Genomic DNA, 11,699 nt, shown 5'->3' with positions numbered 1-11,699 from the left:
CCGCTCCACCGCCCTGGCGCTCGCGCTGCTCGCCTCCGCCCTTGCAGGCGGAGGCGAGCAGCGCGAGCGCCAGGGCGGTGGAGCGGAAGGAGCGCATGGGGCGCGCACTTCATCCCGCCCCCCTGTCGCTTTCAACCCGCTTCGCGCCGTCAGTTCCGGCGTCGGCGGCCCAGGAGCGCCATCGCCAGCAGGCCCAGCGTCGCGACGGCGGGCACGGACGTGCTGGTGCACCCGCAGCCGCTGTCCTCGTCCTCTCCGCCGCCACCGCCAATCGGATTGTCGGGGCCCGGCCTGACGACGACGTTGCCGCCGTCCTGGCCCGTGCCGCCGTCCGTCCCACCGTCCGACGGCTGCTGCGCGATGGTCAGCGGCGGCGAGAACGCCCGGGCCACGTTGCCCCACGAGGTGAGCTTCAGGTTGTCGCCCAGCGTGCTGCTGCTGACGCCGTCGTGCGCGACGAAGAGCCCTTCCGGGAAGGCCGAGCCCAGCGCGCCCGAGAACGCCACCAGCCCACGCGACTGCTCCACCCCGTCGGTACCGGCGTCCTGCACCAGCTGGAACGACCCCACCCGGCCCAGCGTGCGCCGGTCGAAGACAACGAAGGTGTTCGCGTTCGGATCCGACGCCACGAGGTAGCCGTCCACGCCGGAGGCCTCGTACAGCGCGATGCGTCCCACGGACGACAGGCCGCCATCCCCCAGGCCCACCACCTGCGTGCCCAGGGTCCCCGCGTCAGCGTCCGCGCCGTAGCGGTAGAGCCCCTGCCCCTGCTGCGCCACGTAGAGCGCGCGGTAGGCCGGGTCCACCGCCAGCCCCAGCACGGCGCCGGCCGGGATGTCCCTCAGCGGGGTCGCCGTCACGCCACCGTCCGTGGGAGTCAGCAGGAACTGCCGGATGCCGCCAGCCGCCAGTCCGCCAAAGGCCTGGATGGTCCCATCCGCCCCACGGGCCATCCGCACCGTTCCGTAGGTCACACCTACGTCCAGCGGGGCCGCCGTGGGCGACAGGCGGGTGAGCCCGCCGCCGTCCGCCGTGGCATCCATCACGTAGGGCACGAGCCCGGACAGCGTGGGGTTGGCGCTGAGCACCAGCGCCGCGGAGGCGCCGCCCGCCAGGGGGAAGCCCCCCAGCACGTCCACGCTCGCCGCCGTGCCCTCCGTGAGGGCCTGCACCTCCCCGCCGTCCAGGGCATAGGTGAAGAGGCCGTTGTTCTGGTCCGCCGTGATGAGCCGGCTGTCAGCCCGGTTGGCGGGGTTCACCCACAGGGCCACGTCGTTCACGGTGCCGCCCCCGGAGCGGGCCCCGGGCTGGGTCTGCACGGTGTAGGGCGCCTGGACAGGAGCCGTCTGAGCCCCCGCCGCCGTGCTCACGAGCACGGCCGTCAACGTTGAGAGGGAGAGGTTGCGCATGGGCGGCTCCTGGGCAGGTCGCTCCCTACCTAGGCATAGGCACGTTCACGTTCAAGTTCCCTGGAACCCTGGGACTGTTGGCAGACGGCGAAAGCCTCGGGTACAACGGTTAGCGTCTTCCAGCGAACAGACAAGGGCCATGGCCAAGCGCGCACTCATTACGGGCATCACGGGGCAGGACGGCAGCTACCTTGCGGAGCTGCTGCTCACGAAGGGCTACGAGGTGCACGGCATGGTGCGCCGCTCCTCCGAGGAGAAATTCGAGCGCATTGCTCACCTCCAGGGGAAGGTGCAGCTGCACCAGGGCGACCTGCTGGACCAGTTCTCGCTGGCGGCCCTGCTGAACCTCACCCAGCCGGACGAGGTCTACAACCTGGCGGCGCAGTCCTTCGTGCCCACCAGCTGGAACCAGCCGGTGCTCACCGGTGAGTTCACCGCGCTGGGCGTGACGAAGATGCTGGAGGCCATCCGCCACACCCGCCCGCAGGTGCGCTTCTACCAGGCGTCCTCCAGCGAGATGTTCGGCAAGGTGCTGGAGGTGCCGCAGTCGGAGGACACGCCCTTCTACCCGCGCAGCCCCTACGGTGTCGCGAAGGCGTACGGCCACCACATCACCGTGAACTACCGCGAGTCCTTCAAGCTCTTCGCGGTGAGCGGCATCCTCTTCAACCACGAGTCGCCCCGCCGCGGCCTGGAGTTCGTCACGCGCAAGGTCACGTACAACGTGGCGCGCATCAAGATGGGCCTCCAGGACACGCTGCCCATGGGCAACCTGGACGCCAAGCGCGACTGGGGCTTCGCGGGCGACTACGTGGACGCCATGTGGCGCATGCTCCAGCAGGAGACGCCGGAGGACTTCGTCGTCGCCACCAACGAGACGCACACCGTGCGGGAGCTGGTGGAGATCGCCTTCGCGCGCGTGGGCCTGGACTACCAGAAGCACGTGAAGATCGACCCCGCGTTCGTGCGCCCCGCGGAGGTGGACCTGCTCATCGGCAAGTACGACAAAGCCCGGGAGAAGCTCGGCTGGGAGCCCACGGTGCGCTTCAAGCAGCTCGTGGAGATGATGGTCGACGCCGACCTGGAGCGCGTGAAGGCAGGACAGCGGTAAGATGCGCGTCCTCGTCACGGGAGCGGATGGATTCGTCGGCCGGCATGCCTGCGCTGCCCTTCGGGCGGCCGGCGACGAGGTGGTGGAGGTGCACGGGCCCCGCGGCGAGGGCATCAGCAGCACCGCGCTGCACTTCGACATCGCCGACGAGGCGAAGGTCAAGGCGGCGGTCTCCGAGGTGAAGCCGGAAGCCGTGCTGCACCTGGCCGGCTTCAGCTCGGTGGCCAAGAGCCACCAGAACCCCGCGCGCGTCTTCGCGGTGAACACCATGGGCGTGGTGCACCTGCTCACCGCGCTGCGCGAGAGCGCCCCCAAGGCGCGCGTGCTGCTGGTGAGCTCGGGTGAGGTGTACGGCCCCGTCGCGGAAGGCACCCTCGCGGCGGAAGGCCACCCGCACGTGCCGCTGAGCCCCTACGCCGCGTCGAAGTCCTCGGGGGAGCTGGCGGGCGAGCAGTTCTTCCGCAGCTACGGCATGGAGGTCATCCTCGCCCGGCCCTTCAACCACCTGGGCGCGGGGCAGGACCCGACCTTCGTGGTGCCCTCGTTCGCGGCGCAGATCCGCGCCATCGGGCTGGGCACGGTGGACCCCGTGCTGCGCACGGGCAACCTGGACGCCATCCGGGACTTCTCCCACGTGAAGGACGTGGTGGACGCGTACCGGCTGATGCTCCTCAAGGGCGAAGCGGGACAGGCCTACAACGTGGGCAGCGGCGAGGCCCGCACCATCCGGGGCGTGCTGGAGGAGATGATCCAGCTGTCCGGGGTGCAGGCGCGCATCGAGCTGGACCCCGCGCGGCTGCGCCCCTCGGACATCCCCAGCCTCGTGGCCGATACGGGCAAGCTGCGCGCGCTGGGCTGGGCCCCCAAGCTCACCGTCGCGGACGCGCTGCGCGACGTGCTGGGCCCCCGCGTGGGCGCGCACTGACACACCCCCTGGCCGCGCCTCACATGGGGCGCGCCAGGGACTGCCACGCCTCCAGGCGCCGGTCCAACGCGGTGAGGGCCCACAGGTCCGCCGCGTTGCCCGGCGTCACGGCGGCCAGGTCCCGCTGGAGGTACTCGCGGGCCTTCACCTCCCCCCACTCCGACAGGATGCGCAGGGCCATCAGGGACCGCTTGCGCGCGACGAGCCGCAGGAGCACGTCCTGCACGCGGGGGCTGCGCTCCGCGTCCGCCAGCCGCTGCACGGCTTCGTGACGGGCCTCCGGCGTGGAGTCCTCCGCCTCCAGGGGCGCGGCCAGTTCCTCGAAGCGCGCCGCGTCCAGGAGCGCCGCGGGACGCCGGCGCTCCCAGTGCTCCACCGTCACGGTGGTGCGCCCCTTCGCCACGCACTCGCGGCGGATGCCGTCGTTCTTGAGCACGTCCAGCACCCGCTCCGGCGCGGGCGTGCCCCCCTCCACCGTGCGCAGCGCGCGCTGGGACAGCATGGGGGACTGGCCCAGCAGGTGCGTGCGCAGCACCGTGGCCTCCACCGTCTTCTCACCGCCGGGCGGCACCCGGTCCCACTTGAGGAAGACCTCCGCCATGCCGCGCTCGCGCACGTACCAGCGGTACTCCAGCCACACCGCCCCTCCCCGCTCCGCGAAGCGCGGGTCCGAGGGCTCATGGAGGCGGGGCGCACCCTCCCGCGTGCCGGAGAAACAACGGTCCAACAGCTTCTGGGCGTCTTGAAGTCGCATGGGGAGCGGGCGGCCATTGTAGGGGGCCGCGTCAGGTTCCTCCATCGCCGCACGTTCGTGTCATAACTACACGAAGTTTTCGAGGAGGCCTGGGATGGGCACGACGACGTCAGCGCGGTTCACGTTCTTCTGGAAGGATGACTCCTTCTTCTCGCAGTGGCACCCGTCCGTGTTCGTGGTGGAGGGCGTGCGCTACACCTGCGCGGAGCAGTACATGATGGCGGGCAAGGCGCGCCTGTTCGGCGACACGCACGTGCTGGGGCAGATATTGCGCGCCGCCATGCCCAAGCAGCACAAGGCGCTGGGCCGCAAGGTGACCCCGTTCGACGCGGCCCTCTGGGAGCGCGAGCGGGAGCGCATCGTCTACGAGGGCAACCACGCGAAGTTCACCCAGCACCGGCACCTGTTGGAGGCGCTGCTCGCCACCCGGGGCACGGAGCTGGTGGAGGCCAGCCCCCTGGACCGCGTCTGGGGCGTGGGGCTCTCCGCGGAGGACCCGCGCATCCAGGACCCGTCCACGTGGCGGGGGCTGAACCTGCTGGGCAAGGTGCTGACGCGCCTGCGCGAGGACCTCCTCGCGCAGGGACAGGCACCGGTCAGAACTTGAAGCGGGCGGACTGCTCCGGCACGCCGTTGAAGTCCAGGTGGAGCGTGGCGTGGTCGCCGTTGCCCTTCTCGCTCCACTCCTGCTGGAGCGTGGACAGGTCGAACGCCAGGTCCTTGTAGACCAGGGCCTTGCAGCGGTCGTTGTTCGCGTCGTGCAGCAGCGTGAGCTCCGCGCGCGGCTCGCCCGCCGCCGTCTTGGTGAAGCGCCCGTCCCACGCGAGGCCGTAGCGGTGCTCCTTGCAGCCGCCGCCGTGGCGCACGTGGAGCGTCAGCACGTTGCCCTTCACGCTCTGCGATTCGATGAAGAGCGGGTCGCGGGGCGCGGGCGTCTCCGTGACCTCCAGGGGCATGACGATGGCCGGCTCCTGATTCTCCGCATCCGCCGCGGGCGACTCCGCCTGCTTCTCCGGGGGCGTCACGGGGGTGGGCGGCGCCTCCTGCTGCGCGGCCGGGGCCGGCTCCTGGGCCTCGTCCTTGCGCGCCGCGTTCGACCCCGCGCACCCGAGCAGCATTCCGCAGACGATTCCACTCCACACGAGCAGTCGCATGTTCCTCCAGGGGGCCCTCGCGGGCCGGTTGACCGTGACGCCTTCGCCTACCGGTGGTGGCGCAGCGCCGCATCGTAAGCGGCCCGCGTGCCTTCCGCGGCGCGGGCCCAGGTGAACTTCGCGGCCTGACGCGGGCCTGCTTCCGACAGCGCGCGGCGCTCCTCCGGCGAACGCAGGAGCCGGTCGATGACCGCCGCCAGCCCTTCCGCGTCGTCTGGATCCACCGCGGGCGCGGCGGCACCGCACACCTCCGGCAGCGAGCCCGCCGTGGACACCACGGTGGGCGTGCCCAGGCGCATGGCCTCCAGGGGCGGCAGGCCGAAGCCCTCGTAGCGCGAGGGGAAGACGAACAGCGCCGCGCGGCGCATCAGCGCGTAGAAGATGGCGGGGGTCTGGTAGCCCAGGGCCCGCACGTCCAGCCCTTCCGAGCGCAGCCGCGCGATGCGCGTCTCCACCGTGCCGGAGCCGAACCAGCTCTGCCCCGCGAGCACGAGCGTGAAGGGACGGCCGAGCGCGTGCAGCCGCTCCTGCGCGTCCAGCACCAGGTCCACGTTCTTGCGCACGTCGAGCGAGCCCGCGTACAGCACGTAGTCCTTCGGCAGGCCCAGCGCGGCGAGGAAGTCCTTGTCGGCCGCGTCCAGCGTGGGCGCGTTCACGTGGTCCACGCCGTTGTGCACCACCACGGTGCGCGGCTCCACCTGGGGGTAGCGGCGGATCAAATCCTGGCGCGTGCGCTCGCTGACGCACACCAGCCGGTCCGCGAGCATCAGGCTGCGAGCGAGCCACAGCCGGAACTGCCACCGGAACGGCGTGGAGACGGTGTCCGGCAGGTCCAGCGGCACCAGGTCATGCACGGTGAGCACGTAGGCGGTGCCCGGCGTGCGCCGCAGCGGCAGGTTGAAGTTGCTGAGCGCGTGGTAGACGGGCGGCGGCGTGGCCTTGAGCAGCCCGGGCAGCGTGGCCAGCGTCCAGGCCGTCCGCTTCTGGACGCCGCGAGGGTGTTCACCGGACCTGCTCGCGCCCATCCGGTCCAGGACGACGCCCTGGGCCTGGAGCGCCTCCGCGAGGCAGCGGGTGTACAGGCCGATGCCGGTGGTGGGCTCGTCCCACAGGGTGGCGTCGAAGGCGATGGGTCCGGGGGTCGACACGGGCCGCCTCATACCATGCCGTGTGGTACATACCGCCCCCCATGGCGGTCCATCAGTTGATCCCAAGCTTCGGCCCCGGCGACGCCTCCGGTCAGGCCGCGCTGCACCTGCAACTCCTGCTGCGCCGCATGGGGCACGTGGGAGACATCTACGCGGAAGAGGTCGCCGGAGGGCTTCAGGGCCTGGCCCGCCACGTCTTCGCGCTGAAGCCGAAGCCGGACGACCTGGTGCTGTACCACCACGGCATCGCGTCGCCGCTGAGCGGGCGGCTGATGCACATGGACTGCAAGCGGGGCGTGGTGTTCCACAACATCAGCCCCGCGCGCTTCTACCGGGACACGCCGCTGGAGCACGCGCTCGTCGCGGGGCGCGCGCAGGTGGCCGCGATGGCGCCCTTCCTGGACGTGTCCATCGGGGACTCGGACTTCAACGGCGCGGAGCTGCGCGTCGCGGGTCACCGCAACGTGCACACGGTGCAGCTCTTCATCGAGAAGGAGCGCTTCGCCCCCTCCGTCGCGGACGCGAACAAGCTCGCGGAGCTGTCCGGGCCCGGCCCCACCCTGGTGTCGGTGAGCCGGGTGATGCCGCACAAGCGCTTCGAGGACCTGCTCGCGCTGCACCGGGAGCTCTTGCGCATCCGGCCCCAGGCGCGCCTGCTGATTGTCGGCGGCTACGAGCCGGGCAGCCGCTACTTCAAGCTGCTCCAGCGCGAGATGAAGGACCTGCGCGGGGTGCACTTCCTGGGGCGCCTGTCGCATCCGGAGCTGGTGGCGGTGTACCGCTCCGCGTCCGTGTTCGTGTCCATGAGCGAGCACGAGGGCTTCAGCGTGCCCATCATCGAGGCCATGGCCGCCGAGGTGCCGGTGCTCGCGTACGCGGCGGCCGCGGTGCCGGAGACGCTGGGCGGCGCGGGCATCGCGTTCGACCAGAAGCGCTACGCGTTCCTCGCGGAGCTGGCGGTGGACCTGACCGAGGACCGCGACCTGCGCCAGTCGGTGCTCGACGGCCAGGCGCGCAGGCTCCAGCACTTCTCCCCTTCCGCCGCGCAGGTGTCGCTGACGCGAGCGCTGGAGGGCGTGGTGGCGCCGCCGCCCCGTCCTCGCAAGTCCCCGGCGAAGCGGCCGCGCGTGGCGCTGGTGGTGCAGCGCTACGGCGAGGTGACGGGCGGCGCGGAGAGCCACGCCGCGCAGGTGGCGGAGCACCTGGCGCCGCACTGGGACGTCACGGTGGTGACGACCTGCGCGAAGAACCACCTGACGTGGGAGAACACCTTCCCGGCAGGCGAGGACCGGATAGGCCGCGCGAAGGTGCTGCGCTTCCCGGTGACTCGCACGCGCAACATCCACGCGTTCAACAGCATGTCGCGGCAGGTGTTCGGCCACGGCAACGAACGGCTGCTCGAGGAGCAGTGGGTGGCCGAGCAGGGCCCGCTGAGCCCCGGGCTCCTGGAGCACCTGGCCACCACGCAGGACGCGTACGACGGCTACCTGTTCTTCACGTACCTCTACGCGCCCACGGCGTGGGGCCTGCCGCTGGTGTCGGACCGCGCGATGCTGGTGCCCACCGCGCATGACGAGCCGCCCATCCGCTTCGGCGTCTACGGGGACGTGTTCAACCGGCCCCGGGTGCTCATGTGCAACACGCCGGAGGAGGTCGCCATGCTCGGGCGCTTCCATCCGAACCATGCGCGGGCGCGCGTGGTGGGCGTGGGCGTGGACGCGCTGCCGGCGGTGCCCGACCGCTTCCGGGCGAAGTACGGCGTGCACGGCCGCTACCTGCTCTACGTGGGCCGGCTGGAGCCGGGCAAGGGCGTGCCGGACCTGCTGACGTTCCACCGCAAGCTGCGGGCGAGCTACCAGGACGCGCCGGAGCTGGTGCTCGCGGGCGAAGCGCACATGGACGTGAGCGGCGAGGGCGTGCGGCACGTGGGGCGCATCTCCGAACAGGACAAACACGACGCGCTGGCCGGAGCGCTGGCGGTGGTGGTGCCGTCGAAGTTCGAGAGCCTGTCGCTGCTGACGCTGGAGGCGTTCGCGCAGGGGACGCCGGTGCTGGTGAACGGGCACTCGGAGGTGCTGGTGGGACAGGTGGAGCGCAGCGGCGCGGGCCGGGTGTACCGGGGGCTGGCGTCGTTCATCGAAGGGCTGCGCGAGGTGGGCGAGGCCCGGGACGCCATGGGCCAGCGGGCCCGCGTCTACGCGCAGCGGCACACGTGGCCCCAGGTGGTCGCGGCGTACCGGGAAGAGATGGCACGCATCGTGGAGGAGACACACCGATGAAGCTGCTCGGACGGGACATTCCCACGGGGGCCCTGGTGGCCCGCATTGAAGAGCGGCTGCGCGTGCGCGGGCTGCCCACGTCGGAGCCGGCGGAGGTGCCGGAGGACGGCGTGGAGCCGCGCGTGGATCCGCTGTCGTTCAACATGCACGCGCTGGAGGAGAACGCGGACACGACGCGGGCCCTGCCGCTTCACACGCACCGCGCCGGCATGGGGCAGGCGGTGCTCGTGGCCAAGTGGGCCTTCCGCAAGACGTGCCAGGTGTTGATCAACGAGACCCTGGGCCGGCAGCGCGTGTTCAACGGGCTGGTGCGCGACTCCTACGCCCAGCTCTCCGCGGAGGTCCTCCGGCTGCGCCGGGAGGTGGACACGCTGAGGGCCCAGGCCGCGAAGGCACCGCCGGCGGAAGCCCCCCGGCCGCCGAAGCCGCCCCCGCCCGTCGCCTACAGCCGGCCCGCGCCCCGAGCGCCGTCCGACGAGGAGCCCGAAAGCCCTCCGCCCAGGACGAGGCCCCTTCCGGCCATCGACTACGGTCGCCCGCCGAAGCCGCCGCGTGACGAGCAGGGCCGTCCGCCGAAGCCGCCACACGCGGAGCAGGGCCGTCCGCCGAAGCCTCCTCGTGGAGCGCAGGGCCGTCCGCCGAAGCCGCCGCGTAACGAGCAGGGCCGCCCGCCAAAGCCGCCGCCAGCTATCGACTACGGCCGCCCGCCCAAGCCTCCATCGGCAGTTGCCGCCGCGCGTCCGGCGAACCCGCGGAGTGAGGAGCAGCGCCGTCCGCCGAAGCCGCCATCCGCCTCCGGGCAACAGCGTCCCGTGGAGCCTGCGTCCGCGGAACGGGGCCGTCCGCCGTTGTCTCCGCGCATCGACCTTAGCGGGTCATCCCGACCGGCGACGACGGACGAACGCCGTCGTCCGGCGAAGCCCTCCCGCCCCAAGAATGCACGGCCCGCGAAGCCCCCCCGCGAGCAGACGCCTCGGCCGGAAGGGACGCCTCGTCCCCCCGCGTCACGTGGCTCCCGCCCCAAGCGCGGCGGACCGAAGAAGCCCTGAGCCCGCGGACAGGACTCCCCCCGCCGGCAGCGCACGACGCGAACTGGTCCGACAGTCGGACCAGTTGGGCGGACCGGCGCCGGGGAGCCCCCCGCTGCCGTTCCGACAAGCAGCCCGGTGGGTGCCGTGTCGGACAGGTGGTGTACAGCGTGGTCGTCCGGGGCCTAGCGTCGCGGTCGGTGCGGCCGCGCACTGCAAGGGGAACCGCCATGCGTTCATGCATCTTCGTCCTGGGCCTGCTGGCTCTCACCGGGGCCTTCCGCGCTGAAGCGGGGGACAAGCCCGTCGCGCTCATCTGGAAGGGCTCCAAGGACAAGGCCGAAGCCGAAGGCCAGGAGTACGACTGGGGCAAGCTCGAGAAGCTGCTGGAGCAGACGGGCCTCACCCTTCCAGAGGGTCACCCCAGGCTCGTCCAGAGCAAGACCGTCCCGGGGCTCAAGCCCGGCTTCTGGGTCTGGCTCCTGGGCACCTGCCCTGCCGAAGACGCGGCCCCCGTCCTCGAACACCTCAAGCTGCTCGCCCCGGGGACGTACTCCCGCGAGGTGAAGCTCCCCGCGAAGAAGCTCGCTTGTCCCAAGGCGCCGGAGTCCCCGCTGCTGGCCCGGGACGAAGGCCTCAAGGTTCCCCCGGACGCGGCCCTGCGCGTGTTCACCCAGGAGGAGACGGAGTCCCCTGATGAAGAGGGAAACGGCAACACCGTCTCCCGGACCCGGTTCCACTTCGTCCTCTTCGGCAAGGATGGCGAGGTCCTCGACACGGCGAGCGCCGAGGGCGACCTGGACGTCAGCGGAAACGACTCATCAGGGCCCATCGCCTACCGCTGCACGGGAACCCAACTCGAGACGTCGAAGAAAAAGGGCAAGGTGGTCCTCACCCGCCACTGCGGCGCCAGCGCCTTCGCTGAGTGTGGCTCCATGGTGTCCGCGGACGAGAGCGTGACTGTGACCGTGACCGACAGCGCCGTGTCCGCGAGCGAGATGGAGCGCACGAACATCGAGCACGCCGAATGCGAATGACCGCTCCCGCTCAGGGGAAGCGGTACACGGTGACGTAGCCGTCCTGATGCACCATCTCGCCCCCCAGTTCGTCCGTGATGAACTGGTGGCGGACGGGGTGGAAGAAGTGCGTCACGTACCACTTGAAGTGGTGCTCCTTCAGGTAGCGCCGCATCTCCTCGCGCTCCTCCGGCGTGACGGTGCCGAACGCGCTGCGCATCCCTTCCGCCGCGCGGATCAGCCGCGAGTTCACCAGCGCCGACTCCCGCACCGGCAGCCGGGACAGCCGGGCGAAGGACACCGGCTTGCCGTGGAAGATCTGCTCCCACTGCCCCTGCACGTTGTCCGTCAGCACCGCCGCGGGCATGGGCGCGTCGCGAATCTCGTCGAACACCGGCGGCAGCCTGGGAATGGCGGGCACCACCATCTGGAGGCCCCGGTACTCCACGTTCGGAATCAGCGCCACCGCGAGCGCCACCGCCACACCCAGCCGCGCATCACGCCGGGACGCCCACGCCCCCGCGTGCGCCGCCGCGAACGCCACCAGCACCGACAGCGACAGGAACGTGAGCAGCACGAAGCGCACCGGCATGCCCCCGCGCGAGAACAGCGGCACCACGTGCTTGAACACCACGTAGGGCATCGGAATCTGGACCTTGAGCGGCACGCCGAACGCCGTCAGCGGCTCCGACAGCGACAGCCACACCGCCAGCGCCAACAGCAGCAGCACGTCCCGGCGCCACACCCGCTCCCGCCACGCGGGCACCAGCGCCACGGCCAGTGCGATGACCATGAGCAGCACCACCGGGGACAGCCGGTCCTCCAGGCCGATGTTGAGCACCGTGCCCATGGACAGCACCGCGAAGCCCAGCCCC

10 protein-coding genes and 1 pseudogene are annotated in these 11,699 nt (G+C 71.5%); 6 read left to right on the top strand and 5 right to left on the bottom strand.

Annotated elements, in window-relative coordinates; genetic code table 11:
* Positions 1-149: 149 nt before the first annotated feature.
* Positions 150-1,409, bottom strand: coding sequence for a myxosortase-dependent phytase-like phosphatase (locus D7W81_RS34860; RefSeq protein WP_120559701.1), 1,260 nt, complete (start codon positions 1,407-1,409; stop codon positions 150-152).
* 139 nt (positions 1,410-1,548) lie between these two features.
* On the opposite strand from D7W81_RS34860, the gene gmd reads away from it, so the two are divergent.
* Together gmd and D7W81_RS34850 are read left to right on the top strand one after the other, a co-directional pair.
* Positions 1,549-2,520 (top strand): GDP-mannose 4,6-dehydratase, encoded by a 972-nt coding sequence (gene gmd, locus D7W81_RS34855; RefSeq protein WP_120559700.1) that lies wholly within the window; start codon positions 1,549-1,551, stop codon positions 2,518-2,520.
* Position 2,521: 1 nt separating this feature from the next.
* A complete protein-coding gene (locus D7W81_RS34850; RefSeq protein ID WP_120559699.1) occupies positions 2,522-3,445 on the top strand; it encodes a GDP-mannose 4,6-dehydratase in 924 nt (307 codons plus the stop codon).
* A gap of 19 nt (positions 3,446-3,464) precedes the next feature.
* On the opposite strand, the gene D7W81_RS34845 is transcribed toward D7W81_RS34850, so the two are convergent.
* Positions 3,465-4,199: a hypothetical protein gene (locus tag D7W81_RS34845; protein WP_244227648.1), complete on the bottom strand. Its 735-nt coding sequence runs from the start codon at positions 4,197-4,199 to the stop codon at positions 3,465-3,467.
* Between the two features lie 94 nt (positions 4,200-4,293).
* Here D7W81_RS34845 and ybiA point away from each other — a divergent pair, with 94 nt between their 5' ends.
* Positions 4,294-4,806 carry a riboflavin biosynthesis intermediates N-glycosidase gene (ybiA, locus tag D7W81_RS34840; RefSeq protein ID WP_120559697.1) on the top strand — a complete coding sequence of 171 codons (513 nt, stop codon included), beginning with the start codon at positions 4,294-4,296 and terminating at the stop codon, positions 4,804-4,806.
* On the opposite strand, the gene D7W81_RS34835 is transcribed toward ybiA, so the two are convergent.
* Both D7W81_RS34835 and D7W81_RS34830 read right to left on the bottom strand, forming a co-directional pair.
* Complete coding sequence (locus tag D7W81_RS34835) at positions 4,796-5,353, bottom strand: hypothetical protein (RefSeq protein ID WP_147445729.1); 558 nt, start codon at positions 5,351-5,353, stop codon at positions 4,796-4,798. The genes ybiA and D7W81_RS34835 overlap by 11 nt on opposite strands.
* A 47-nt stretch (positions 5,354-5,400) precedes the next feature.
* Positions 5,401-6,513: a glycosyltransferase family 4 protein gene (locus tag D7W81_RS34830; RefSeq protein ID WP_120559695.1), complete on the bottom strand. Its 1,113-nt coding sequence runs from the start codon at positions 6,511-6,513 to the stop codon at positions 5,401-5,403.
* A 29-nt stretch (positions 6,514-6,542) separates the two neighbouring features.
* On the opposite strand from D7W81_RS34830, the gene D7W81_RS34825 reads away from it, so the two are divergent.
* From D7W81_RS34825 to D7W81_RS34815, 3 genes are all read left to right on the top strand, one after another.
* The gene (locus D7W81_RS34825) at positions 6,543-8,780 is read left to right on the top strand and encodes a glycosyltransferase family 4 protein (protein ID WP_120559694.1); all 2,238 of its coding nucleotides are present in this window, start codon (positions 6,543-6,545) and stop codon (positions 8,778-8,780) included.
* Positions 8,777-9,829: a hypothetical protein gene (locus tag D7W81_RS43840; protein ID WP_244227646.1), complete on the top strand. Its 1,053-nt coding sequence runs from the start codon at positions 8,777-8,779 to the stop codon at positions 9,827-9,829. The genes D7W81_RS34825 and D7W81_RS43840 overlap by 4 nt, the downstream gene beginning before the upstream one ends.
* Positions 9,830-10,038: 209 nt before the next feature.
* Complete coding sequence (locus D7W81_RS34815; protein WP_120559693.1) at positions 10,039-10,845, top strand: hypothetical protein; 807 nt, start codon at positions 10,039-10,041, stop codon at positions 10,843-10,845.
* Positions 10,846-10,855: 10 nt separating this feature from the next.
* Here D7W81_RS34815 and D7W81_RS34810 read toward each other — a convergent pair.
* A pseudogene (locus D7W81_RS34810) lies at positions 10,856-11,699 on the bottom strand (hypothetical protein); the annotation flags it as partial.

The sequence above is a fragment of the Corallococcus aberystwythensis genome (assembly GCF_003612165.1).
Taxonomy (GTDB): Bacteria; Myxococcota; Myxococcia; order Myxococcales; family Myxococcaceae; genus Corallococcus; species Corallococcus aberystwythensis.
Note: the sequence above shows the minus strand (reverse complement) of the source record. Positions and strands in the feature narration are given on the sequence as shown.